18 protein-coding genes are annotated in these 22405 nt (G+C 51.9%); 11 read left to right on the top strand and 7 right to left on the bottom strand.

Translation table 11 applies throughout. The annotated features are described in order from the left end of the window. Nucleotides 1–38: 38 nt before the first annotated feature. From wecB to IZU99_09940, 7 genes are read right to left on the bottom strand one after another with little or no spacing between them, the layout of a single operon-like run. Complete coding sequence (wecB, locus tag IZU99_09970) at nucleotides 39–1163, bottom strand: UDP-N-acetylglucosamine 2-epimerase (non-hydrolyzing) (GenBank protein ID UOO37559.1); 1125 nt, start codon at nucleotides 1161–1163, stop codon at nucleotides 39–41. Between the two features lie 6 nt (nucleotides 1164–1169). Further along, nucleotides 1170–2279, bottom strand: coding sequence for an NAD-dependent epimerase/dehydratase family protein (locus tag IZU99_09965; protein UOO37558.1), 1110 nt, complete (start codon nucleotides 2277–2279; stop codon nucleotides 1170–1172). Nucleotides 2280–2296: 17 nt separating this feature from the next. After that, complete coding sequence (locus tag IZU99_09960) at nucleotides 2297–3355, bottom strand: polysaccharide biosynthesis protein (GenBank protein ID UOO37557.1); 1059 nt, start codon at nucleotides 3353–3355, stop codon at nucleotides 2297–2299. 5 nt (nucleotides 3356–3360) lie between these two features. Continuing rightward, the gene (locus IZU99_09955; protein ID UOO37556.1) at nucleotides 3361–4503 is read right to left on the bottom strand and encodes a polysaccharide biosynthesis protein; all 1143 of its coding nucleotides are present in this window, start codon (nucleotides 4501–4503) and stop codon (nucleotides 3361–3363) included. Nucleotides 4504–4548: 45 nt separating this feature from the next. Then, entirely contained in the window at nucleotides 4549–5565 is a 1017-nt protein-coding gene (locus tag IZU99_09950; GenBank protein ID UOO37555.1) for a hypothetical protein, read from the bottom strand. Further along, nucleotides 5513–6205: a WbqC family protein gene (locus IZU99_09945; GenBank protein UOO37554.1), complete on the bottom strand. Its 693-nt coding sequence runs from the start codon at nucleotides 6203–6205 to the stop codon at nucleotides 5513–5515. Before IZU99_09945 ends, IZU99_09950 begins: the two co-directional genes overlap by 53 nt. Next, nucleotides 6202–6885: a PIG-L family deacetylase gene (locus IZU99_09940; GenBank protein UOO37553.1), complete on the bottom strand. Its 684-nt coding sequence runs from the start codon at nucleotides 6883–6885 to the stop codon at nucleotides 6202–6204. The genes IZU99_09945 and IZU99_09940 overlap by 4 nt, the downstream gene beginning before the upstream one ends. A 673-nt stretch (nucleotides 6886–7558) precedes the next feature. Between IZU99_09940 and IZU99_09935 the strand changes: the two genes are divergently transcribed. The 11 genes from IZU99_09935 (at nucleotide 7559) to IZU99_09885 (ending at nucleotide 22358) form a co-directional block, all read left to right on the top strand. After that, on the top strand, nucleotides 7559–8209 hold the full coding sequence (locus IZU99_09935) for a NeuD/PglB/VioB family sugar acetyltransferase (protein UOO37552.1): 651 nt from the start codon (nucleotides 7559–7561) through the stop codon (nucleotides 8207–8209). Between the two features lie 479 nt (nucleotides 8210–8688). Then, nucleotides 8689–10050 (top strand): glycosyltransferase family 4 protein, encoded by a 1362-nt coding sequence (locus tag IZU99_09930; GenBank protein UOO37551.1) that lies wholly within the window; start codon nucleotides 8689–8691, stop codon nucleotides 10048–10050. After that, a complete protein-coding gene (locus tag IZU99_09925) occupies nucleotides 10040–10726 on the top strand; it encodes an acyltransferase (GenBank protein ID UOO37550.1) in 687 nt (228 codons plus the stop codon). Before IZU99_09930 ends, IZU99_09925 begins: the two co-directional genes overlap by 11 nt. After that, entirely contained in the window at nucleotides 10723–11712 is a 990-nt protein-coding gene (locus IZU99_09920; protein UOO37549.1) for an acyltransferase, read from the top strand. Before IZU99_09925 ends, IZU99_09920 begins: the two co-directional genes overlap by 4 nt. Beyond that, nucleotides 11709–12926 (top strand): glycosyltransferase, encoded by a 1218-nt coding sequence (locus IZU99_09915; protein ID UOO37548.1) that lies wholly within the window; start codon nucleotides 11709–11711, stop codon nucleotides 12924–12926. The genes IZU99_09920 and IZU99_09915 overlap by 4 nt, the downstream gene beginning before the upstream one ends. Beyond that, entirely contained in the window at nucleotides 12919–15243 is a 2325-nt protein-coding gene (locus IZU99_09910) for a glycosyltransferase (GenBank protein ID UOO37547.1), read from the top strand. The genes IZU99_09915 and IZU99_09910 overlap by 8 nt, the downstream gene beginning before the upstream one ends. Nucleotides 15244–15331: 88 nt before the next feature. Next, nucleotides 15332–16447, top strand: coding sequence for a hypothetical protein (locus tag IZU99_09905; protein UOO37546.1), 1116 nt, complete (start codon nucleotides 15332–15334; stop codon nucleotides 16445–16447). Beyond that, on the top strand, nucleotides 16440–17441 hold the full coding sequence (locus tag IZU99_09900; GenBank protein ID UOO37545.1) for a glycosyltransferase: 1002 nt from the start codon (nucleotides 16440–16442) through the stop codon (nucleotides 17439–17441). The genes IZU99_09905 and IZU99_09900 overlap by 8 nt, the downstream gene beginning before the upstream one ends. Continuing rightward, nucleotides 17438–18541, top strand: a complete 1104-nt coding sequence (locus tag IZU99_09895; GenBank protein UOO37544.1) for a polysaccharide pyruvyl transferase family protein — start codon at nucleotides 17438–17440, stop codon at nucleotides 18539–18541. The genes IZU99_09900 and IZU99_09895 overlap by 4 nt, the downstream gene beginning before the upstream one ends. Then, nucleotides 18538–19608, top strand: coding sequence for a glycosyltransferase family 2 protein (locus tag IZU99_09890; protein UOO37543.1), 1071 nt, complete (start codon nucleotides 18538–18540; stop codon nucleotides 19606–19608). The genes IZU99_09895 and IZU99_09890 overlap by 4 nt, the downstream gene beginning before the upstream one ends. Next, nucleotides 19608–22358 (top strand): Coenzyme F420 hydrogenase/dehydrogenase, beta subunit C-terminal domain, encoded by a 2751-nt coding sequence (locus IZU99_09885; GenBank protein UOO37542.1) that lies wholly within the window; start codon nucleotides 19608–19610, stop codon nucleotides 22356–22358. The genes IZU99_09890 and IZU99_09885 overlap by 1 nt, the downstream gene beginning before the upstream one ends. The last annotated feature ends 47 nt before the right edge of the window (nucleotides 22359–22405 follow it).

The following is a 22405-nucleotide window of genomic DNA, read 5'->3' as shown; positions in this document are numbered from 1 at the left end:
TTACCGGGAGCCCTTTTTGATTGCCAACGGACCGGATTCTATTTTCCCCAGACTGTTTTATTGACAATTTTCGTATAGCTCTCAATCAAATTGACGACTTTGATGGAGACATTTAAATCACCATAATCGGCGGGAAGCGCGTTACCCTCGCCTGTGACGCGCAGCGCCAGAGCGAGCGCGACAGCACGGGCAACATCGTCTTGCTGGATACCGCCGATGACGACAGAACCTTTGTCGAGTGTTTCCGGCCGCTCCGTTGAGGTTCGGATTAGGACACCGGCAAAGCCCAAGATGGCCGACTCCTCCGAAAGCGTACCGCTGTCAGATAGGACGCAGGCGCTGTTCATCTGCAGCTTGACATAGTCAAAAAAGCCGAACGGCTTGACAAGGCGTACGAGCGGGCTGAAGGGAAACTGATGCGCCTTGATTGTCCGCATCGAGCGCGGATGCGCCGGATAAATCACCGACATCCCGTATTTGTCGGCAATATGGTTGATGGACTGCATGAGCTCAAGGAAGTTTGCATCGTTATCGATATTCTCCTCCCGGTGCGCTGAAACAAGGAAATAGGCTTTTTCTTCAAGAGACAGGCGTGATAGCACGTCGCTTTGCGCAATCTCTTCCCGGTGGCGATGGAGCACCTCGCCCATCGGCGAGCCGGTTACGAAAATCATTTTGCCGTCAAGCCCCTCGGAAAGGAGATAGCGCCGCGCGTGCTCCGTATAGGGGAGGTTCACATCCGAAATATGATCGACTATTTTTCTGTTGATCATCTCCGGGACATTCCAATCCCAGCAGCGGTTCCCAGCTTCCATATGGAAAATGGGTATTTTGAGCCGCTTGGCCGAAATGGCTGACAGCGTTGAATTGGTGTCGCCCAGCAGCAGAACGGCGTCCGGCTTCTCGCGACGCATGAGGTCGTATGAGCGTGTGATAATATTGCCCATTGTTTGGCCAAGATCAGCACCGGCGCAGTTTAAATAATGAGCCGGGGCGCGCAGGCCCAAGTCGTCAAAAAACACCTGATTGAGTGTATAGTCCCAGTTCTGCCCTGTGTGGACGAGGACGTGGTCAAAATAAGTATCGCAGACCCCAATGCAGGCCGACAATCGGATAATCTCCGGCCGCGTACCCAGAATCGTCATCAACTTAAGCTTTTCCATCAACCGTCAAACCTCCAGCCGATATGTGTCCGGTCTTGCGGGGTCAAACGGCTCGCTGGCCCAGATCAAAACGACAAGATCGCTTTGCCCGGTGTTGAGGATGGCGTGCGTATATCCCGGGGGAATCTCGACGGCCGTTATTAGATTGCCGGAAACGTCAAATTCAATAACATCAGGTGCGCCGACGCGGCGTAGCATGATTTTTCCTGTCCCGCTTAAAGCGATAAATTTTTCATTTTTTGTCTGATGCCAGTGATTACCGCGCACGGCTCCTGGTTTCGCGACGCAGACGGAGAGCTGCCCCAGATCCTCCGACCGGAACAGCTCGGCAAACATGCCGCGCGCATCAACGCTTGTCTCGACCCGATGAGAGAGCGCTTCAGCCGGGAGATAGGTGAGATACGTTGCATAGAGCTTTCTCACAAAGTCGTCCCCCATATTTGGGAGGCTTTTTTGATCCCGGCAGGCTTTAAATTCGGATAAAATAGAGACAATTTCGCCGAGCGTTTTTTCGTATGGGACTGGGACGAGGCAGCATCCGGCGGCTGCCGCGGTTGTGTCGGTCATGATGCGCACGTAAGTGTCAACCACATCATCAATGTAGACGAGACGAAGCGTACGGCTAGGGTCATCGACGCGGATGGGTAGGCAGTGCGCTGTGTTGCGGCAGAAGGTCGCGACGGCACTGTTATAGTCAGGACGGCACCATTTGCCGAAAACATTCGGAAGGCGGGATATATAAGTGCGCGCGCCGGTGATACGGCTGTGGGCATCAAGAAGGAATTCTGCTGCTTTTTTGCTCCGGCCGTAAGGTGTATCTTCGTCAGCCTGAACGGAAGAAGTATAGAGAATTGGACAGGCGTTTTTGTTATCTTCGAGCTGATCTATAAGGCGTGCCGTCAAGCCGACATTAACGGTGCCAAAATCGTCGGGATTATCGGGGCGGTTTGCCCCCGCGAGATGGCAGACAAAGGCACAATCTTTTGTAAACGCGTGCAGCTGCGCGGGATCATCGTCGGCGTGAAAGAGATACAGTTCAACGTCCGGCTGATTGTTCAGCGCCGCGACGAGGTTTTTTCCGATAAACCCGGCGGCGCCCGTCACCAAAATTTTCATGGCGGCCTCCAAAAAAATTATTCCTGAACCGGCTGTACGGCAGGCTTGGCGGGAAACCTGTCGGACAACGCTTCTCGGATACAGGGTAAGCCGCGCAGCTTTTCCTTGACTTGCCCAACCGTGAGCTGTTCGGCGTTGTTGGAGTTAAACTCCTTCAGCCCGACGTGAGGCCGCAATCCCAAGCTGACGTACTTGTCATAATTCAAGCCGCGCTTATCAGCCGGTACGCGGTAAAAGGCCCCCATATCAACAGCGGCGGCGCATTCCTCGTTTGTTAAAAGCGTCTCAAACATTTTTTCACCGTGGCGGATGCCGATGGTTTTAATTGGAATGTCAGCCTCAAACAGTTCCAAGAGCGCCTGGGCCAGTACGCCAACGGTGCAGGCCGGCGCCTTCTGTACGAGGATATCGCCGCTCTCGGCATGTTCAAACGCAAAGAGAACGAGTTCGACCGCCTCGTCGAGGCTCATGATAAAGCGCGTCATCGATGGATCGGTGACGGTCAGCGGTTTTCCGGCCTTTATCTGCCCAATGAACAAGGGGATGACGGAGCCCCGTGAACAGAGGACGTTGCCGTAGCGTGTGCCGCAGATGAGCGTTTTCTCCGGTAGAACGGCTCTCGACTTGGCGACAAAGACCTTCTCCATCATTGCCTTTGAAGCGCCCATGGCGTTGACGGGATAAGCAGCCTTGTCGGTCGACAGGCAGACGACCTTAGAAACGCCTGCTTCGATACAAGCCGACAAGACATTTTCCGTTCCGAGCACATTTGTTTTCACGGCTTCAAGCGGAAAGAATTCACAGGACGGCACCTGCTTTAACGCTGCCGCGTGAAACACAAAGTCAACGCCGTGCATAACGCTGCGAAGGCCTGCGGGGTCCCGCACATCGCCAATGTAGTAACTGATTTTGTCGCTATTATAGTGAAATCGCATCTCGTCCTGCTTCTTTTCGTCACGTGAGAAGATACGAATTTCAGCAATAGCGGTTGATATAAAGCGTTCTAAAACGGCATTGCCGAAGCTGCCGGTTCCGCCTGTTATAAGCAGTGTTTTGTTGTTAAATAAATTATCCATATTTATCAACAGGCGCCGTCGATGATGTCATCAAGGAGCGTTTTATATTCCAGTTCTCGGGTTGATTGGAGGATCTCCTCTAATTTCTTAAGACGAGGCAGAAGACAGGGGGAAACATTGGCAGGGCCGCAGACGAAGATTTTGTTGTTCTCTGTTTTTCCAAGAAGCTCGTTATGAAAAGACAGTTCCTCATACATTTTTTCACCGGGGCGAAGACCGATGAACTCGACAAGAATATCCCGCTCCGGCTTTAAGCCGTTCAGGCGGATCATGTTGTGCGCGAGATCAAGGATTTTGATCGGTTTGCCCATATCCAAAACGAAAATCTCACCGCCGCGGGCCATGGACGCGGCCAGCAGAACGAGGCTGACAGCTTCCTTAATTGTCATAAAATAGCGCTCGACCGCCGGATGCGTCACCGTAACAGGGCCGCCGTCCCGAATCTGGCTCTGAAACATTGGGATGACGCTGCCGCTGCTGCCAAGAACATTGCCGAAGCGGACGGCCGCGAGCTCGGTCAAGGGGGCATCATCATTGAGCCGCTGGACGATCATTTCGGCGATGCGCTTCGTTGCACCCATAATGCTTGTTGCATTGACAGCCTTATCGGTTGAAACGAGAATAAATTTTCGGGTGCCGTATTGAACGGCCATTTGTGCGGTTTTTAATGTGCCGAAGACGTTGTTCTTAATCGCCTCGGCCGGATTGCTTTCCATGAGCGGGACATGCTTGTGTGCTGCCGCGTGAAAAACGACGTCGATCTGATGCCGGGCAAAAATGTCTGTCAGACTGCCGCCGTCCTTGACGGAGCCGACAACAACGTCATAGCGCTCGGGGTTGAATTTCTTCCGGAACGCATTATTCAGCGCGAATAAAGCGTTTTCGTTTATATCGAATAAAATCAATTTTTTACACCCGGATGACAGCACGTGCTGGCAGATTTCCGACCCGATGGAACCCGCACCGCCCGTCACGAGAACAGTTTTGTCATGAAGGCCTTCTCTGATCTTTTCCGTATTCAGAACAGCCGGCGGGCGGCCAAGCAGGTCGTCGGTGTTAATCTCGCAGGAAAGGCGGGCCTGAAGCGGCCGCGGCGGCAATTCGGCACCGAAAAAGTGATCGGTTGATGTTGAAAAGAATTCGGACATGTGAAATCCTATCTTATTTCATTAGGCTTAAGCGTTATCGCTTGGTTAGATTAGCGGTGTTACCGGCCGCTTGACGATTAACCGGTAAATGCAGTCGAGATCCTCCGGTGTCATGCGCTGATCAATCGGTAGTGGTAAAAGGTGGCGTGACAGCATCATTTCAAGGCTGTTTTCCGGCACAAGTGATGTCAGCGCCGCCCACCATCTGCCGAGGTAGACGCTGCTTTTAAGAAGATGTGGCAAAATCTCATCGTCGGCTAATACAAGCGGGTAAACCATGGGGACGGTATCCTCATCCAGAGGAAAACGGCTTAAATCAAAAAGGTTCATTTGCGAAAAGAGCGACTGCGCATAGCGAAAATTTTGAACGCGCCGGTCTTTAATGGTAATATAATCAACATTTTGTAAAAGCGCCCGCGTCAGGCGTGACATCAAGGAAAGGCCGCTTCCGTCCAGCCGTGTTTCGTTCATCATCCTGTCGGAATAGCTGCCCTGGCAGCCCCGTTCAATCCGCTTGAGGAGAAAAAGCGACGTGTCGGCTGAAAAACCACAGGGGATGAAAAAATCCTCCTGCCCGGCCTTTTCCCCAACGACGTAGCACCCGTCCGGCACGCCAAAAAATTTCCGTGGGGAATAGACAGAGTAGGCGTTTTCAGCGGGCTTTTTGTAAAAAGCCTGCGCGTTGTCGACAATGACGTTTTGAAACCTTGACGTTATTGTTTCAATTTTTTCACGCGGCAGGAGGCCGAAATAATTGACGATCAAGACGGCGGTGTCGCCGCTTATCTTCTCGGGAAGTATCGGCAGAAGATCATCGCCGAGGGCGCAGTTAACAAGCTCGATGGACTGCGCGATCAGATATTCACGCACTTTTGGGCATAGGTATGTCGGAAGCAAGAGCTTTTTAAGGCCTAAGAGCCTTAAAACGTAGCCAATACCACAACGTGCCGTGTTGAGACGCTTGACGCCCACACCGTCGTAATACTCCGGCCCTTTTTTCAGGTCAAGCTCAAGAAAACTGCCGTATTCTTTGATCGTTGTCGTCCCTCCAGTTAAAGCCACAGTTCATGACATAATCCAAAACGGATAGATTTTCAATAAAGCTGCCCCAAAGCTGCGGGTATTCGAACGGCGTATAAGCACTATAAGTGAGCTGCACGCCGTTTTCCGAAAAATGCGCTAATGTTTGATAGACCTGCGCGCCGTTGCCGGATAGATACGTATCGGCCCCAACAGCGCGGCAGAGGTCAATGACCCGCTGTTCTTTTTTTGTGCGGATGTGTAACTGAGATGACTGTAAAAATGCCGTGTCAAAACCGAATTCATGGCTGAAACGGACGATGACCGCCTCGTTTAATCGGGCGATGTTGTCATACGCCGGTTCCAGAAGTTCGCTGAAAATCGGGAAGACGGCATCAAAAAAAGGGGCGCTTTTGTAATGCTCACGGACGGCTGAGAGATGCTTTGCCTTCCAGCCGAGATGATCTTTTGTCCGAACCTCGTTAATGGCGTCGCCCAAGGTCTGTGATACCGGTATTTTAAGGGCTTTAACCCCCAAAGGCGTTTTGAAGAGGTTTCTGTCATGACCGCCGGTATTGGAAAACTGGGCGTCATCGAGAAAAACAAAAACATCCGCCCGGCTAATTTTATAAAAATACCCGAGATACGGGATATAATCCGGCTGGTGAATAGCGGCCGTCACGGTGAAATACCGAACTCAATGGACCGCTGAAGGCTAAACGCTTCGGCGTACATAAGACCGGCCGCCAGCCCCCTATAAGAGGCATGGGCGCGGATGCCATGCTCTGACCGCGGGTGCGGCGCAGAACGCAGCTCGATGTCATACTCTGCCAGTGCTTCGATTTTCCGCGCAATCGTCTCATCAATATCGATAAAGACAGTTGGAATGAAAGCCGTTTTATAATCATAGCCTTGCCATTCGGTAGCTGAGGGCGTCTCATACAGAAGTATATCGATCGGATGTCTATCCACAGGGCGGGCAGCCACCATCGTCGAGCGATAGACGAGCTGATGGTCCAGGTTCAAGTCACCGGGATGATGCGTCAAAACAAGGCGCGGGGCTGTTTCCGCAATCACCTTTTCCAAAAAGGCATTAATCGTGACATGCCCCACGGTATCAAGGCGCATATCTGGGAAATCACCGAAAAAAACGTCTCGGACGCCCAGCAGGCCGTTAGCCTTCAAGGCGGCCTTTTTTTTAAGGGCGATAATCTTTTTGTAATCCGTATCGGCATACTGCGCACTGCAACCCTCGGTGACGATAGCCGTAAAAACCTCGTTTGACTCGGATAGCCGCGCTATATACCCGCCGCAGCCAAGCACCTCGTCGTCCGGGTGCGCGGCGATTACGAGAATTCTCATAGATGACTCCGATCTGCCGCTGAAGGCAAGTTTCTGCGGCAGTGTCATCATATGCATTGTCCAGCGTATTGGTTAAGTCTCAGGCAAATCTTCAGAAAATGCCGTTCGTTATCAGCAATACTGTCATTTGGCGTTGTCCTGCATATATTGGACTGACACGATGTTTGTCAGGGAGGTGCTTTTAAATAAAAAGTCTTTTTTGCATACCAAATTTCATTCTCGTGATACTCGGCTCCCTGTTCGGCTCAGCGAGTGCCTTAATCTGGTATTATGGCTTTATCCCATATGTCCGGCCGACGCTGCCTTTTGTGCTCGTTTTCGCGATTATTCTTTTTGTTGTCACCGCTATTCTCAAAGCAAGATGTGGCAACATGGCGGAAGGGATCTGTCTCACGTCTACCTGCTCAAGCCTGCGTAAATATTCTGCTTTGGTGCTAATCAGCGCAGCTATTTTTATCATTTTTTCATTTGTTGTTATGGCGACATTTTTACCGCTCTTATTCCGGACGATCTTGGCGTTTATCGGCGCTATATCGTTATGGACGATGCTGTTTGAATTTGTTGCAATGCTGTTTTGCATGCTGTACAGGCGCTGAGGGCCAAAGGCTTTTTCATATTTCATGAAAAAGCCTTTACATAAAGGTGCTGCAGTCACATGAAAGGCGTGGCGGATTTGGAAAATCTCATTATCTACGGCGCGGGGGATCTAGGCCGAGAATTTTTATGGCTTGCAGCCTCAAGCCTGCCGGGCCTCTGTCTTTTGGGCTTTCTGGATGATGCACTCCTACCTGGAACTGTTATATGGCACTATCCGGTTCTTGGGGATGCGACATATTTTGAACGCATCTTAACGCCGACTGCCGTTTTATGTGCCGTTGGTGCGCCAACCGACAAAAGGCGCATCGTTCGAGCGCTGAAGCGGCTGCCGTTTATTTGTTTTCCGGCTGTCGTGCACCCGTCAGCCATTCTTGCCGACAGAACGAAGCTGGGGGAGGGAAGTGTGGTCGGCCCCTTATGCACAGTTTCGGTTGACACGATTGTCGGCAGCCACGTACTCATCAATCAAGGCTGCGCCGTCGGCCATCACGGCTATATTGGCGATTTCGCAATGCTGGCACCAGGCTGCCGTCTGGGTGGCCATGTTACGGTAGGGGAGGGGGCTGTCCTCGGCGTCGGATGCTCAATCAAACCCGGCGTTGCCATCGGGGAATATGCTGTTATTGGTGCAGGAGCCGCTGTCGTATGCGATATCCCGGCTTACTGCACGGCTGTTGGCGTTCCGGCAAGGCCTTGTGAAAATAGCGTCGGTATCAGCGATGTATAAGCAGGGCGTTAAGCGGCTGCTGGACGTGGCCTTGTCGGGCCTTGCACTGCTATTGTTTTCCCCCGTGATGGTTGTGACGGCGATTAGCGTCAGATTGGCGCTGGGAAAACCAATCCTCTTCCGCCAGCCGCGGCTTGGCAAGGATGAGAAAGCGTTTATGATGCTCAAGTTCAGGACGCTGACGGATCAAAAAGAGGAGGACAGCATGCTGCTTTGCGATCATCAGCGACTGACACAGTTAGGACGATTTTTACGCGGGACGGGACTTGATGAGCTGCCTGAACTCGTCAATATAATTCGGGGCGACATGTCCCTCGTCGGGCCGCGCCCGCTTCTGACGGAATATCTGCCGTATTTTACAACGGCTGAACGGGTACGCCACCGCGTGCGGGGCGGGCTTATTCCACCGGAGGTGCTGTATGGCAATATCCGGCCGACATGGGCCGAGCAGCTTCAATATGAAGCCGACTATGCGGCCAATGTTTCTTTTTTACTGGATACACGAATTTTATTTAAAGCCCTATCGGGGCTGTTTTATCGAAAAAGCACGGATTACGGCGGCTACATCCGACGGCAGCTGTCGGCAGAGCGTCAAAGCAGCATGGCTGAAGGGGGAGAGCACCGTTAAAATTCTTCTGATTACAGCCGCCTGGCCCCCATGCGGTGAACAGAATCTCTACACCGATCTGATAGAGACATTTTGTGATATGGGGCATGAGGTGACGGTTGCCGCCGTGGGAATACACGCGGAAAAGTCCGGCCTACGCCCTGAAAAGCATTGCCGCGTACTGGCGGTGAAAACAAGGCCGCTCCAAAAAACCGGAAAATACAGAAAAGTTTTGTTCTCCTTTTTCGCTGGGCTCCAGCTCGCTCGCGCCGTCTTCCGAAATTTTAAGCGGGAGCCGGTTGATCTGATTGTTTTTTCAACGCCGCCGATTACGCTTCTTCCCGGCGTGCTGTTAATCAAAAGGCATTTAAAGGCGCCCTTATATCTTCTGTTAAAAGACATCTGGCCGGACGATACGGTCGGCATCGGCGGCATGCGCAAAGGCGGCGTTGTCTGGCGCGTTTTTCGTTTTCTGGCTAATCGCACATACCGGGCGGCCGACTTTATCGGCTGCATGTCGGAGGCTTCGGTCCGCTATCTCCACCGGCACTATCCTGAGCTGCCGTCAGAGAAGGTGGAAGTCTGCCCCAACAGCAGAAAAAGCCGGAAACGCCCGCCGGTAGACCGGCAGGCCATCCGGCGTCAGTATGGGATACCAGACTCGGCGCTTGTGATTGTTTATGGCGGCAATCTAGGCAAGGCACAGGGCATTGGGTTTCTCATCGATATTGCCATAGCGTACCGGAATGATTTGGCGGTGTTCTTTTTAATTGTCGGCACCGGAACCGAGGCGTTGGCTTTGAAGCGCGGCCTACTGACTGCAGACGCGCCGAATGTGCGGCTGCTCCCCGCTTTGCCGAGCCCCGATTATGAGGCGCTCACGGCTTCGTGCGATGTGGGGCTTGTTTTGCTCCATCCGTTGGGGCGGGTACCGAATTTTCCGTCACGCCTGCTCTCTTACCTGATGGCAGGCCTTCCCGTCATTGTCGCCGCAGACGACGCAACAGACATGGGAGACATTCTTGAGCGACAGCAATGCGGTTTTAAATGCCGAAACGGTGATCTTTCGCGCTTTAAACAGGCTGTTGAAGCATTAAAGGATGAAAAGAAGCGGTTGGATATGGGGCAAAAATCGCTCCAATTATTCAGAACGCACTATACAACTGCGGTAAGCTGCGCGGCCATTCTGCGCCATTTCGGCGCATCCGTCAAAGAAGAAAGCCATGACGCTTAAAACGCTTCTTTTGAAGTCCCCCGGCCTGACGGCGCTTTGTGCGGCCGTTTACAGACTATTTGGGTTTAATGGCATCCGAATAAAAGGAAAAGAGAACGTCATATATCAACAAAGCGGCTTTGTCAGACAGACAAAATTTAAGCTGCTAGGCAATCGGAACACCGTGATCATCGGCCCGCACTGCCATATCAGCAATTGCCGGTTTTTTATATCCGGCTGCGGCAACATGATGATTCTGCACGAGCGCGTCACAGCCGACGGCAGTGACTTTTATATGGAGGACGATGGGGGCGTCATCGAAATCGGCACCGGCACCGTTATTAACGCGGGATCACATCTGGCCTGCATCGAAGGAACACATCTGACGCTCGGCAGAGATTGTCTTCTGTCGTCCGACGTTGTGATAAGGACGGGCGATAGCCACGCCCTTGTTGACCAAAACGGCGTACGGATTAATGCCTCGCGCGATGTGACGCTCGGCGACCGTGTCTGGGTCGGGCACCGCGTAACCTTTTTAAAAGGTTCGGGCGTCGGATCGGATAGTGTTGCTGCGACAAACGCCGTCGTCACGAAATTTTTTACAGAATCCAATATCGTCATTGGGGGCAACCCGGCGGCCGTTATCCGTCGGGAGATTACATGGGCGCCGGAGCGGAAAACGGGGATTAATGCATGAGCACGGCACAGACAAGAGAATACCTCTATATCGTCAAAGCGCTGGCGCTCTTCAGTATCGTCTGCGCGCACTGCGGCGTTTGGTCCGATAACGCCGGGGCGGGCGGCAAAACGGCCGTTCTTGTTATGCTCAGTGTTGGCGCTAGTGGTGTCGGCGTTTTTCTGCTCGTCGCCGGTTACCTTTTTTACGGCAGCCGAAAGTCGGCGCGCGCTTTCTTTCAAGGGAAGGTCACGTCGTTGGTTGTCCCATGGCTCGTTTGCGGAACGGTTGATTACCTTTATGTCGCGCTGCGAAAAGGCGGCCTGGGGTTGAGCGACTGGTTTCTTGCGCTGACTTGTAAGAGCCATTATTACTTCCTCACGGTTTTGTTCGCCTCCTATATTGTTTTCTTTTACATCCGCGGGCGCCGTTTTGAAGGAGTGGCGCTGCTCTGCCTCGCCGCACTGTCCGTCACGAGCATTACACTGACCGGCGCGGGTGTTTTGAAGCTCAACCCTTATATCAATCCGTTCAATTGGTTTATCTATTTCATTCTTGGGGTCGCTTTGAAAAAATACGCGCTGCTTAACACCATCGTCGGCTTTTGTAAAAAAGGTATATGGGTCCTCGCATTGTGGTATGGTCTTGCCATATTTTTACCCGTTTCCGGTGGTTTGCATATTGACTACTGGCAAAACGCCGCCATACCCGCTGAACTGCTCGCCATTCTGACAATTTTGGGCTTTGCCGCGCGGCTTCAAAAACAAAAACTGGCGTCTTTGCCGGTGCAGCTTGGAAAGCGCTCCTTCTCGGTTTATCTCATTCATATGATACCGGCCGGTCTTGTCGTCAGGCTGACGAGCGACGTGGATTTTTGGCCTGTGATCCTTCTAAGACCGTTTGTCGTCATCACGCTGTCGCTTGCCGCCATCGGCCTCTGTCGGTTGACGGCGCGCAAACGAGGTGTTTTAAAAACAGCCGATATCCTCATCGGGGTGCGGGAATGAACGTTTTAATGATCAATTCAGACAGTGGCTCTGGCAGCACGGGTCGAATTGCCGACGATTTGTGCCACGCGCTGATAAAACGCGGTCATCGCTGCCTTCTGGCCTATGGCCGCAATAACGCGGGGAGAAATCCGGACGCCATCAGAGTTGGGAGCCAATGGGACGTTTTATGGCACACGCTTCAAACCCGACTGCTTGACGCCCAAGGCCTTGGTTCAAAAAACGCTACGCGCGCCTTTTTAAAAGAAGCAGCATTGTTTTCGCCTGACGTGATCCATCTGCACAATCTCCACGGCAGCTATATCAACATACCGCTGCTTTTTCGCTGGCTGAAGAAGCTGAATAAGCCCATTGTCTGGACGCTGCACGACTGCTGGCCGCTGACGGGGCACTGCACCAATTTTACGGCAATCGGCTGCCGCCGCTGGGAAACGGGTTGTCAAAGCTGCCCGCAGCGGCAGGCATACCCGAAAAGCTGGCTTGTTGACCGCAGCGCCCAAAATATGGCGCTGAAAAGGCGCCTGTTCACATCACTCGACAAGCTGACGCTCGTTCCGGTTTCACAGTGGCTCTGCCAGCAGGCAGCACAATCCTTTCTTGGCGGTTGTGAGCGACGCGTCATCTCCAACGGCGTCGATCGGTGCATTTTCGCGCCGACTGAAAGCGATTTCAGAGCCCAAAATGGTCTGGACGGCAAGACAATCCTACTCGGGGCGGCGTCCGTTTGGAGCCCCCAGAAGGGACTTTCCATGTTCAACGCGCTTTCGGCACTTCTGGACGAAACATACCAAATCATCCTCGTTGGTGTGACGCAGGCGCAAAAGAAGAAGCTTTCAAAAAAAATTATGACGTTCGAGCACATTCAAGACCCGCAAGAACTCGCGAACGTCTATTCGGCCACCGATATTTTTCTCAATCCATCTGTTGAGGAGTCGTTCGGCCTCGTCGCGCTCGAAGCGCTTGCCTGCGGCATACCGGTCATTTCTAACAGCTTTTCGGCAAACCCGGAACTCATAACGCCGTCCTGTGGACTTGTACTCGGCGATGTTTCAGCCGCGGCTTTTGCACAGGCCGTCAAAAAGCTGCAAATAAACCCCTTCAAACAGGCGGACTGCGTTAAGCGCGCTTCGGGGTTTGACAAAGAAATCATGCTGGCGCGGTATCTTGATTTATATGAAACACTTTATGAAAAGGCTGGCCGATTAAATGGATAACATTCTGTGGCTGACGAATATCCCCGCGCCGTACAGGGTTGATTTTTTCAACACGCTTGGGAGCGGGTGCGCGCTGACCGTGCTTTTTGAAAAGAAAACGTCCGGAGAGCGGGACCGGCGCTGGGTTTTCGGCTGTTTTAAGACCTTCACCGGCGTTTTTTTAAAGGGCGTATCCATCAGACCGGATATGGCATTTTGCCCAGGCGTTATCCGGTATCTGAGAAGAAGGGACTATGATGGCGTCGTTATCAGCAATCCGCTGACGCCGACAGGCATACTCGCCGTCGCCTATTTAAAATTAATGAAGCGCTCTTATATGATTGAGGGTGACGGCGGGTTTTACAAAAAGGGCGACTGGCTCCGCGCCTTTGTCAAAAGGCGGATTTTTGGAGGCGCTGCGGTTTGTTTCAGCACCGGTGACAGCCATGATGCGTACTTCCTGTCAAACGGTGCCCGTGAGGACGCGCTTTGCCGCTACCATTTCACATCCCTTTATGAAAGGGACATCCGCAGCGCCCCGCCATCCGACGCTGAAAAAGGCGCGCTCCGCCGCGCTCATGGAATCCCGGAGGCGAAAATGGTTGTAAGCGTTGGGCGGTTTGTTCCCGGAAAGGGCTTTGACTGTCTGCTCGGCGCCTGCCGGTATTTAGACATGGATACCGGCATCTATCTGATCGGCGGACAGCCGACGGCGGAATACAGGCGTATTATGGCGGCAAACGAATACCGTAACGTTCATTTTCTTGATTTTATGGGCAAAGAGAAAATTAATTGTTATTTTGACATGGCCGATGTGTTTGTCCTGCCGACACGAGCAGACGTCTGGGGCCTTGTTGTCAGCGAGGCGATGGCGCGCGGCCTGCCCGTCATTACGACAGACGCCTGCGGCGCGGGTGCTGCGCTTATTAAAAACGGCGAAAACGGCTATATCATACCGGCTGGTGATGAAAAAGTGCTGGCAGAGCGGCTTTTGTGCTTGTTAAATCATAACGGATCACGGCACCGCATGGCCGAAAAATGCTTGCAGCGCATCCGGGGCTACACTATTGAGACGATGGCTGCCGAGCATCTTGAGAAGTTTAGAGAGCGCTGCCGGACAACGCTTATTTTTCTGGGCGCCCTTGCCGGAAAAGACGGGGCCGAGGTGCGCTCGGGCGGGTCTGTGGCGGGTAATACCATGCAGCTAAATCTTTTAAAGCACCTCTCGGCGTTAAGAGATTTTGATATTAAGGTTCTGGCACTGCAAACCACTGGGGCCTATCCGAAGGAAAGAACGCTGTTTTCCGCGCGGCACCGTGAAGCGGTGCTCGATGATACATGCATGACGGCGGAATTTGTTCCATTCCTCAATATCCCGCTCATCAAGCAGCTCTGGCAGGCTTTAGCGCTATGCCGCCGGGCAAAACAAATCGCGTGCCGGGCCGGTAATGTCATCGTCCTGTCCTACAATCTCTATCCGCAGACGGGCCTGCCGCTGCTGTCAATGAAAAAACACTGGCATGTCGCCGCACTCCTCGCCGACCTGCCCTTCGACGACCGGACAGACAGGCCGTTTCCCGGCAGGCTTTTGTTGGGGATCTTTAATGCCTTGACGAAGAAGATTATTGCCGCCTGCCCGAACCTGATCGTCCTGAACCGGCACGCCGCCGAGCAATACAATCCCAATGCCTGCTTCATCGTCATGGAAGGCGGCGTGGATCATATCAGCGACGACGGGGATCCCGCAAATAAAACAACCGGACAAAGAAGAATCGTGTATTCCGGCAGCCTCACGGCCTATAATGGTATCTCTGCCCTGATGGACGCAATGGCGCTTGTTGAACACCACGATGTGAGCCTTCATATATATGGTAAGGGACAGCTTGAGTCCGCTGTTCAAAAAAGGGCGAGCATGATGCCGAATGTGTGCTATGGCGGCAGCCTAAAGAACGCCGAAGTACGCGCCGTCCAGAAAAACGCCTGGCTTCTAATTAATCCCCGGCCTGTTGACGACCCGATTGCACAGGTTACGTTTCCGTCAAAAATCCTGGAATACATGCAAAGTGGTACGCCGGTACTCACAGCACGCTTAAACGGCTTTCATGAGGCGTATAACGACAAGCTCTTTTTCATTCAAGGTTTGGGAAAAGCGCCCGAGATTGCCGAGGCAATCAATCACCTTGCCGGTTTAGATGAGGCCGCTTTAGCCGAAAGAGCAGAGAAAGCAAAAAAGTTTATTTGCAGCAGTAAAACGTGGGCCGTTCAGGCAGAGAAAATCAACGAATTTTTAAAGGAAATCAGCAATGGAAGAAATGGTGTTGGCGAATCGAGATCATGAAGCATTTATTGACCGGTGTTTTTTCTGGTTTTGTCTTATCGACCTCTTTTTCATGCCGTATTTTTGGTTTATATCGATACCCTATTCCATGCCGGTTGTCCTATATTGGTTTATAAAAAGATATGCGGCGGTTTCGCAGCGGCGGGAATGGCGGCTATTTGTCCTGCTCTTGTTTTTAATGGGCGTGAGCACCGTGCTGTCGTTTTTCCTCAACCCGGCGCACATTTATGACAACACAACGCTGCTCGTCGAGCTACTTATGATGTTTATTTATTACTTCATGTTTGCTTATTACGCCGAGAGGTATCCTCTTCGAGTCAAAGGCGTTCTCATCGGATTTATTCTATTTGTCACAGCGTTTGCTGTTGTTTACAACGTGGATAAATCCCTCTATCAGGATATAAAATTTATCTGGAATCCACGCATGGCGACAGCTTGGATGACGACAGATTTTACGGGCTATCGCTTCGGATTTTTTTGGATGGATGAAAACAACATCGGCTATATGGCAAATGCCGTTGTTTTGTTTATACTTTGTCACGAGAAAACGAGCCTTTTTACAAAAGCACTCCTGCTTGGCGCGCTAACGCTTATCGTTATATCCTGCATGAGCAGCGGCGCGCTGCTGAGCACCGTGATTTCAGTTGGACTATACATGGTGTATTCAGTTTGGCGCTTCATAACAGGGCGCGTGACCTTTCGGTGGCGTCTTACGAACGTCGTTTTGTTTGTCTTGCTGGCCGTTATTCTGTACTTTCTTATCCCCAGAATACCGGACTATCTGGGTGGTACCGTCGCGCAGGAGTCATTTTCCCGGATAGCGGGCAATTCGGCCAGCTCCCGCTTATCCATCTGGAAAAATATCTTACAGCAGGCTAATTTCTTTCAATATCTGCTGATCGGACAGGGGGGCGACACGTTTTTAAACGACGCGAAGATCAGCCCACATAATGGGCACCTGTTCTGGATACTGGCATATGGGATAATCTCCTATGTCATATTTATGGTGATGTTTTTCAGAAAAAGAAAAACAACGCCACCCGCCGGTTATTTGTTTATGATACCGATTTGGATCGGGTTCACCATCAATATTTTGCTGGGCGAAGTCAAGCTTGCGGCGATACTCGCCCTTCTTGTCGCGCTGTCGTGCGGCAGCCGGCCTATGACCATGCCGCAAGGCAGACAGGAGGTTCTCAATGCGTAATATTTCAGCCGAAATCGGAAAGCCGCTTTTGAGCATTATCGTGCCGGTATACAATGTGGAGGCGTATCTGACAGCCTGCGTTGAAAGCATCCGGCGTCAGGATTACGACAATTTGGACATTATTTTGGTTGACGACGGGTCAACAGATGGTTGCCCGCGGCTTTGCGACATATTTGCCAAAGCGGACACCCGAATTCGGGTTATCCACAAAACAAACGGCGGGCTGAGCGACGCGCGCAACGCCGGTCTGGCATCATCGCGCGGCGACCTTGTCGCGTTTGTCGACGCGGATGATTGGCTTGAAAAAGACATGTATACAACACTTTTTGATCTCATGAGCCAACATAACGCCGATATAGCCGAATGCGGCATCCGGTACGTATATCCGAACGGGAAACGACGCAAAGATGGGGCGAGAGGTGGTATTTGCGTCCTTGATCAGCGCGCGGCAACGGCGGCGTTTCTGGACAGACGCGTTAAAATCAGTGCGAGCATCTGTAACAAGCTTTATAAAAAATCCATTTTTGAAACGCTGCGGTTTCAGAAAAACCGGTTACATGAGGATGCATTTTTTATGTATCGCGCCCTTTATGACGCGCGCGTTTTCGTACGAACGGCACGGCCGAAATATAATTACCGGCAGGGCAGGCCCGGCAGCATCATGACATCACCCGTTTTGCCAAAAAATATCCGGGACATTCTGGACGCCTTTGAGGAACGCAACGCGTTTTTTGAAAAGGAGGGGCAAGAAATCCTCCTTCAAAAATCAAAAAACTATTATTATCAGACGCTGATATCGTCTTTTGCCGAAGCAAGCGTTTACCTGCCAGAAGAAAAAGAGCTGTTGCACGAAATAACGTCGAAACTGATTGGCGCAAAACGCGATATTATCCAAATGCCCATCCATGTGCGCCTCATACTCCGTTACATCGTGTTCCTAGTGTGCCCGAAGCTTTTAACGCTTCTGTTTCGGCTCAGGGAGGGATGGCGGTGAAAAAAGCGGTCGTGGTGACGTTTCACTGCGTCCCGAATTACGGGGCAATGCTGCAGGCTTACGCCATGCAGCAAAACCTTGAGAAGTTCGTCGATACAGCGGAGATATTAAACTATGTCCCTCCGCATCTGCTGCGGCAATATCACTATTTCTATTTCAAAACAATGCGCTGGTTTCTTTCCTGCCTGCTTAATTTCCCCTTCACATTTGTTCGAAACAAGAAGTTCGGATCCTTTTTAAAAAAGTATCTGTGCCTGACGCCGGGCGTATACCGCGTCCGGGAGGCGCTCACGCTGGACTGTGACTACGTCTTTCTCGGCAGTGATCAAATTTGGAGCTTCGGGATTACAGACGGCGTTGACAAAACATATTTCGGTGATTTTAAAAAAAAGAAGGGCTGCCGCGTCATCGCTTACGCAGCAAGCTACGGCAAGGATATCCTTGAGGCACGGGAGCTGGCTCTGTATAGCGCGCTTTTAAAAAACGTGGACGTTGTTGCCGTCCGGGAGCGCTCGGCGCAGAAGGCGATCGGCTTTGTCTATCCCCGGCCTGTATCCGTTGTCCTTGACCCGACACTGCTCCTCACGCGGGAAGAGTGGCGATGCGTGGCTAAAAAGAGCCGGTTGAAAAAATATCTCCTTTTATATGCCCTCAATGGGTACGACGAAACGTATCGTCTTGCCGCTGAAATCGCCGCGAGAAAAGGCCTTACGGTGTATGAAATTGCCTCCGGCGGCTTGTCGTTTCGCGCGCGCCGTCGCCATCGGGTTATACCCTGCGCCGGACCGTCGGACTTCCTCGGGCTGATTGACGGGTCGGACTATGTCGTCACCGATTCCTTCCACGGCACAGCCTTTGCCGTTTTATTCAAAAAAAATTTCTATACGGTACCTCATCGGACAAAAGGCTCCCGAATGGTGGATCTTTTAAAAGATCTCAGGCTTGACGGCAGGATCGTCTCTTCGTTTGATTCCGAGATGGCCATCGAGGATATCGATTTTACGATCCCAAGCATTCGCCTCAATGAGCTGAGAAAAAATTCGCTGGCGTATATCCGTGCATCCCTTGATAACACGCCAACCGGGCAGGTGACGAGGTGATATCAATCATCGTGCCTGTTTACAACGGTGAAAAGTATTTGGATCGATGCCTGAATGCCATCCTGCGCCAAACGTATCGAGATATTGAAATCCTGCTCGTTGACGACGGTTCGAAAGACGCCTCTTTTGATATTTGCAGGCGATATGAAAAAGCAGATCACAGAGTGCGCGTTATTCACAGAGATAACGGGGGTGTCTCCGCCGCGCGCAACGCCGGGCTTGACAACGCCGTGGGGCAGTATATTCAATTTGTCGATGCCGACGATTATCTTGAGCCGGATTGCTGCCGGACGCTCGTTGAGGCTATTGAAGAAAGCGGCTGCGATATGGCCGTTTCGGCATTTAACAACGTTTATGAACAGCCCGGCGGGGAACTGAAAACCATCCCCATCAAGCTGCCGATTGCAGGGCGCTTCGAGACGGCGGCCTATGTCCGGCAATTTGATGTCTTGCAGGGTTTTTCACCGTTTATCGGCGGCGTTTGGAATAAAATGTACAGGCGAGAGGCCCTGCAGGCGAGCGGCGTCCGCTTTCGGGAAGATATCAGCCTGCACGAGGACTCCATTTTCAATTTTAGGTTTTATCGGCATACAGCAAGTATCTGCGTTGTCAATCAATGCCTGTACAATTATTTTCATGAATTGGGTAACATGTCGCTGAGCCGTAAAAAGCAACGCGAACTGCACCGCCTGACACACCTGTTTTACAGTGAATACAAAATGCTGTTCAAAGCATATGACGCCTATTCTGGGTGCCGCCTTCTTCATACCGAAGAAAACTGTTACCGTGCGTATCTTGTCTGCCTGCTGAGCAGCGCCGACAGACGCAACCCGCTGTCGCATGCGGTTTTGAACGAATTAAAAGCATATTATTCCGACGCGGTTTTTATGGCGTCGCTCCCCTATGCACAGCTGAAAAACCACACAGACAAATGGCTGAATTTTTTAATTGCACGGCGGAGAACCGTTCTGTTGGCGCTTTCGTTATATCTGACTAATGCCTGGCACCGGTTTGGGGCGCGGTTACCCGATCATCGGCTGGCCGAGAAGCGGATGAATGAGCATTGATGAGCAGAACAAGAGCCTTTTTTTACAACACGGCCGCAACGGCGCTGATGCAGCTTGTCACCCTTCTGGCCGGTCTCATAACGCCACGCGTCCTGCTCACCGCCTACGGCTCGGAAATTAACGGGCTCGTTACCTCTGTCTCCCAGTTTATCGCCTATTTCAATCTGGCAGAGGCGGGGCTTGCGGGGGCGGCCGTTTACGCCCTGTATAGACCGCTGGCCGAGCAAAACCATCAAGCTGTCAACGGTATTGTCGCCGCGGCAAAAAAATTCTACACGCAGAGCGGGTACTTGTTTCTGGCCCTGACGGCCGGGCTTGCGATTTTGTATCCCATTTATATCCGCTCGGAGACACTGCCCTTTTCCATGATTGGCCTGCTTGTTTTAATTTTGGGAACAAACGGGGCGATGGAATTTTTTACGCTGGCCAAATACCGTGTGCTGCTGACAGCCGATCAGAAGACATATGTCATCGCCGCCGCGACGACGGCGGAGATTGTGCTCAGTACGGTGGTCATTGCTACCCTCGCTTTTTGGCGCGTTCCAATCGTCGGGCTGCGCGCCGTCTGTCTGTGCGCCCTATTTCTCCGATCGGCCATTTTATGGCGCTATTGCAGACGACGGTATCGATTTCTTAATGACAGGGTCCCGCCCGATAATAAATCGCTAAACAAGCGGTGGGATGCCATGTTTCTGCAGATTCTCGGAATGGTTCACACGGGGGCACCCGTGATTTTATTGACGCTTCTTCTAAAAGACCTCAAGCTTGTCAGTGTCTTCTCGGTGTATAACATGGTACTGACGGGAATCGGCGGTCTCGTCGGCATTTTTATCAGCGGGCTTTCCGCGTCGTTCGGTGACGTGATTGCACGCGGAGAATTGCCAACGCTTCAAAAAGCTTATCGGGAATTTGAAATGGCTTATTACGCCATTATTTCTTTGATGTACGGCGTGACATTTGTGATGATCATGCCCTTTGTTCAGTTGTACACAGCCGGCATCTCGGATGCGCACTACAATATGCCGCTTGTCGGATTTCTCATGGTTTTAAATGGGCTGCTTTTTAACATTAAAACGCCGCAGGGCATGCTTGTCTTATCAGCGGGGCTGTATCGGGAAACGCGGTATCAAACGGTGGCACAGGGGATGATCGCCGTGACAGTCGGCGCGGCACTCGCACCTGTTTTCGGTCTTGCCGGGATCATCCTAGGCTCGGTGGTCTCCAATATATACAGGGATTTAGATTTAATGTTTTTCATCCCGCGCCACGTGACGAAGCTACCTGTCAAAAAAACGGCAAGGCGCATTTTGCTGGTCTTTGTGCGCGTCGGGCTTATCATTTTGCCGTTTACCGTGATCAAATTAGAACCGGCGCATTTGAGCAGCTGGGTGCTTATGACGTGCCTGACGGCGCTGTATGCCGCCCTGGTCATCGCTATAACGGCACTGTTTATTGAGCGGGAGGAACACCGCCATATCCTCAAAAGAATTAGAAACTTAAAAGGAGCGACGAAAATGACAACAAAACCACAGGGAAAGGAAAACTGCTGCGGCTGCGGGGCATGCCAAGCCGTTTGCCCGCATCACGCCGTCACGCTCCGGCCGGATGAAAAAGGCTTTCTCTATCCCGAGGTCAGCACGGCACTCTGCGTCGGCTGCCGGGCTTGTGTCAGAACTTGCCCGCTGGATGCTGCCGCGGAAAGAGAACTCAGCGGAAGGCTTACAGAACCAACGGTCTACGCTGTCAAGCATCGGGATAGCGCCGTCCGCCGCTCGAGCACATCGGGCGGCATGTTCACGGCGCTGTCCGACGTGGTGTTGGAAAAGGGAGGGAGCGTCTACGGTGCGTGCTTTGACGAAAATTTCAACGTATGCCACCGGCGGGCCGTGACAAAACAGGTGCGTGACGCCTTTAAAGGCTCTAAATATGTGCAGAGCACGCTTCTCAACGTCTATTGGGAGGTTGAAAAAGACTTACATCAGGGCAGAACTGTCCTCTTTACAGGGACGCCGTGTCAGACCTCGGCGCTGATGCGATTTCTCACACAGCATGCGGTAAGAACTGAAAGACTTTTCATTTGCGATCTCGTCTGTCACGGTGTGACGAGCCCGGTTATCTGGCAGGCATATCTGGCCTTCCTCATGAAAAAATTTAAGGGGCGCGTGATGTCTGCCGCTTTTCGGAGCAAGGAGATATCCAATGGTGGGATTGGAATGAAAATTCATTTCTTCAGCACATTGCACGGCACGCAGGACACATATCAGAAATCCTTTGTGACCGACGTGTTTTTCCGGCTATACCTCGATGGATTGATCCTGCGGGAATCGTGCCACCGATGCCGCTTCGCCGGAACAAAACGGCCTTCCGACATGACGATTGGTGACTTCTGGGGAATAGAGACATGTAAGCCGGAATTTGACGACGGCGGCGGCGTTTCGCTTGTCCTCGTCCAAACAGAAAAAGGCAAAACGTTGTTCGAAGCGGTTGGTGATCGAATCGACTTTGAAAAGAGCAATTTGTCGGAATGCTTGCCGCGTCAGCCGCAGCTAAAAAGCCCCAGCGAACGAAGCTCGAAAGCAGATACCTTCTGGGAAGAGTTTTTCACACGCGGCCTCTCATATGTCCTCAAAAAATATACGCCTGCCGGATGGCGGTTCTGCTTAAAAAAGCGCATCGAAAACAGTGCCTATGCGCTTTTAAAAGCGCTGCATCTCGTCAACTTCGCCAAAAAAATACTCGGCAGAGAGTGAAAGAAGCCTGACGATTAACCGTCAGGCTCAGCACATTGAGAACACGC

The sequence above is a fragment of the Oscillospiraceae bacterium CM genome (assembly GCA_022870705.1).
In the GTDB taxonomy this organism is placed as follows: Bacteria; Bacillota; Clostridia; order Oscillospirales; family Oscillospiraceae; genus Sporobacter.
This window is presented reverse-complemented; position numbering and strand designations above follow the sequence as displayed.